Source organism: Actinomadura miaoliensis (assembly GCF_039536785.1).
GTDB lineage: Bacteria > Actinomycetota > Actinomycetes > Streptosporangiales > Streptosporangiaceae > Spirillospora > Spirillospora miaoliensis.
Genome location: NZ_BAAAZG010000076.1, coordinates 1 through 3,194, shown reverse-complemented (window position 1 = coordinate 3,194; position 3,194 = coordinate 1). Strand labels below are relative to the sequence as shown.

Sequence of the window (3,194 nt, the reverse complement as noted above, 5' to 3'; positions counted from 1 at the left end):
CGCCGGCTGCGCGGCGGCGGGCGGCGCGGGCTGCTGCGGGGCCTGCTGCTGCGGGGCCTCCTGCGGCGGCGCGGGCGCCTCCTGCGCGGCGGGCTGCTCGGGCGCCGGCGGAGCGGCGGCGGCCTCGGCCTGGTCGCCGATGACGGCGAGCTCGGCGCCGACCTCGACGGTCTCGTCCTCGGCAACGGTGATCTTGGTCAGCACACCCGACGCGGGAGAAGGGATCTCGGTGTCGACCTTGTCGGTCGACACTTCGAGAAGCGGCTCGTCCGTCTCGACGTGCTCACCCTCCTTCTTCAGCCAGCGGGTGACGGTGCCCTCGGTGACGCTCTCGCCGAGCTGGGGCATGGTGACGGAGACCGGCATGACTCTCAGCGACTCCTTCGGAATCTCTCGCGTGCGGGCGTTCAGCCGTGCACGTGCAATGGCTTGCCGGCGAGGGCGAGGTGTGCCTCGCCGACCGCTTCGGACTGGGTCGGGTGGGGGTGGATGAGCTGGGCGACCTCGCTCGGCAGGGCCTCCCAGTTGTAGATGAGCTGACCTTCGGTGATCAGTTCTCCGACGCGGGCGCCGACCATGTGGATCCCGAGCACGGGACCGTCCACGGCCGCGATCACCTTCACCTCCCCCTGGGTGCCCAGGATCTTGCTCCTGGGGTTGCCGGCCAGGTCGTAGGTGAACTCCCTGACCTCGTGCCCCCGTTCCCGCGCCGCCCGGGTGGTCAGCCCGACCGAGGCGACCTCGGGATCGGAGTAGGTGATGCGCGGCACCCCGTCGTAGTCGATCGGCTGCGGGTTCAGCCCGCCGAGCCGCTCGGCCACCAGGATGCCCTCGGCGAAGCCGACGTGGGCGAGCTGCGGGGTCGCCACCAGGTCGCCGACCGCCGAGATCGTGGGGACGCTGGTGCGGCAGTACTCGTCCACCTTGACGAAGCCGCGCTCGGTGGCCACGCCGACCTCGTCGAGCCCGATGCCGTCCGACACCGGGCCGCGGCCGACGGCGACGAGCAGCAGCTCGGCCTCCAGGACCTTGCCGCCCTCGAGCGTGACGCGCACGCCCTCCCCGGTGGTCTCCGCCTTCTCGAAGCGGACGCCCAGCTCGTAGCCGATGCCGCGCTTGCGGAACGCCCGCTCCAGCCGCTTGGACGAGGACTCCTCCTCCAGTGGCAGCAGGTGCGGCAGCGCCTCGACGATGGTGACCTCGGCGCCGAACGAGCGCCACACGCTGGCGAACTCCACGCCGATCACGCCGCCGCCCAGGATGACCACCGAGGCGGGCACCCGGTCGAGGGTCAGCGCGTGGTCGCTGGAGATGATCCGCTCGCCGTCGATGTCCAGGCCGGGCAGCGACTTGGGGGCCGAGCCGGTGGCCAGCACGACGTGCCGCCCCTCCAGGGTGGTGACGGCGCCGTCCGCGCCGGTGACCGCCACGGAGGTCGGGCCGGTCAGCCTGCCGTCGCCCTCGACCATGGTGATGCCCTTGGACCTGATCAGCCCGGTCAGCCCCTTGACGGTGCCGGACACGATCTTGTCCTTGTAGGCGTGCACGCCCGCGATGTCGATGCCCTCGTAGGCGGCCTTGACACCGAACTTGGCCGCCTCGCGGGTCTGGTCGGCGACCTCGGCGGCGTGCAGCAGCGCCTTGGTGGGGATGCACCCCCGGTTGAGGCACGTGCCGCCGAGCTTGTCGCGTTCGACCATCGCCACGCTCATGCCGAGTTCGGCGGCGCGCAGGGCGCACGCGTACCCGCCGCTGCCGCCGCCGAGGACCACGATGTCGAAGGGGCCGTTGTCGGCCACTGGACGCTCCCTTTCCGGTCTGCGCGCTGTTGCTGTGCGGCGGCCGGGCTCAGCGCACGCGGCCCCGTCGCCATGAGGAAATCTATTCGGTTCTCGGACCGCCCGTACGGGCGGGGCGCGGGGCGTCCCGGGGCGGGGTCCCTCGGCGGGCGCCGCCGGCCGCGTCGCCGCGGCCGGCGGTGGCGCCCCCCGTGACGGCTAGAGGGCCCCCGCGGCCAGGTCCTCGGCGATGCGGACCAGCGCGCGGGTCGCCGCGCCGGTGCCGCCCTTGGGGGTGTAGCCGTACGGCTCGCCCTTGTTGAAGGCGGGACCGGCGATGTCCAGGTGCGCCCAGCGCAGCCCGTCGCGGACGAACTCCTTGAGGAACACGCCCGCCACGAGCATGCCGCCCCACCGTTCGCCGCTGACGTTGGCGATGTCGGCCACGGCCGAGTCAAGGCCCTTGCGCAGCTCCGCCGGGAGCGGCATGCCCCAGAACGCCTCGCCCGCGTCCCGGGCCGCCGCGACCACCTTCTCACGCAGGTCGTCGTCGTTGGCCATCACCCCTGCGGTGCGCATGCCCAGCGCGACGATCTGCGCGCCGGTGAGGGTGGCGACGTCGACGAGCAGGTCGGGCTCGTCCTCGGCGGCGCGCACCAGCGCGTCGGCCATGACCAGGCGGCCCTCGGCGTCGGTGTTGAGCACCTCGACGGTCTTGCCGCCGTACACCCGCAGCACGTCGGACGGGCGCTGGGCGGTGCCGCTCGGCATGTTCTCGGCCAGCGCCAGGTAGCCGACGACGTTGACCTTCACGCCGAGCCGGGCGATCGCCGACAGCGCGCCCAGCACGGCGCCCGCGCCGCCCATGTCGGACTTCATCCAGTCCATGGCCTCGGACGGCTTGAGCGACAGCCCGCCGGAGTCGAACGTGATGCCCTTGCCGACCAGCGCGAGGGTCCGCTCGGCGTCGGGGTGGCTGTAGGTGAGGCGCACCAGGCGGGGCGGGTTGACCGAGCCCTGCCCGACGCCGACGAGGCCGCCGTAGCCGCCCTCGGCCAGCGCCTTCTCGTCCAGGATCTCGATGCCCAGGCCGGCCTCGCCCGCCACCCGCTCGGCGGTGCGGGCCAGGTCGTCGGGGTTCAGGTGGGACGGCGGCGTGTTGACCAGGTCGCGCACGAGCGTGACCGCCTCGCCCAGGGTGCGGGCGCGGTCGACCGCGTCCTGCGCGCCGTCGGCGGAGGCGACCACGGTGATCTGCTCGACCGGGCCCTTGCGGTCGCCGGTGCGGAAGTCGTGGAAGGCGTAGTTGCCCAGCAGCGCGCCCACCGCGACCGCCTCGTGCACGCCGGCGGTGGCGGCGGCCAGCGCGTCGGCGGCCCGGCGGGTGCCGGCCAGCGCGCGCACGGCCGCGCCGGC

General features: G+C 73.8%; 3 protein-coding genes. All 3 read right to left on the bottom strand.

Annotation, left to right across the window (positions count from 1 at the left end; all coding sequences use genetic code 11):
* A partial coding sequence (locus tag ABD811_RS40780) for a biotin/lipoyl-containing protein (protein ID WP_344958570.1) occupies positions 1-366 on the bottom strand: 366 nt, incomplete at its 3' end.
* 41 nt (positions 367-407) lie between these two features.
* Positions 408-1,799, bottom strand: coding sequence for a dihydrolipoyl dehydrogenase (gene lpdA / locus ABD811_RS40775; protein ID WP_344958568.1), 1,392 nt, complete (start codon positions 1,797-1,799; stop codon positions 408-410).
* Positions 1,800-1,997: 198 nt separating this feature from the next.
* Positions 1,998-3,194: leucyl aminopeptidase (locus ABD811_RS40770; protein WP_344958565.1), on the bottom strand; the 1,197-nt coding region annotated here is incomplete at its 5' end.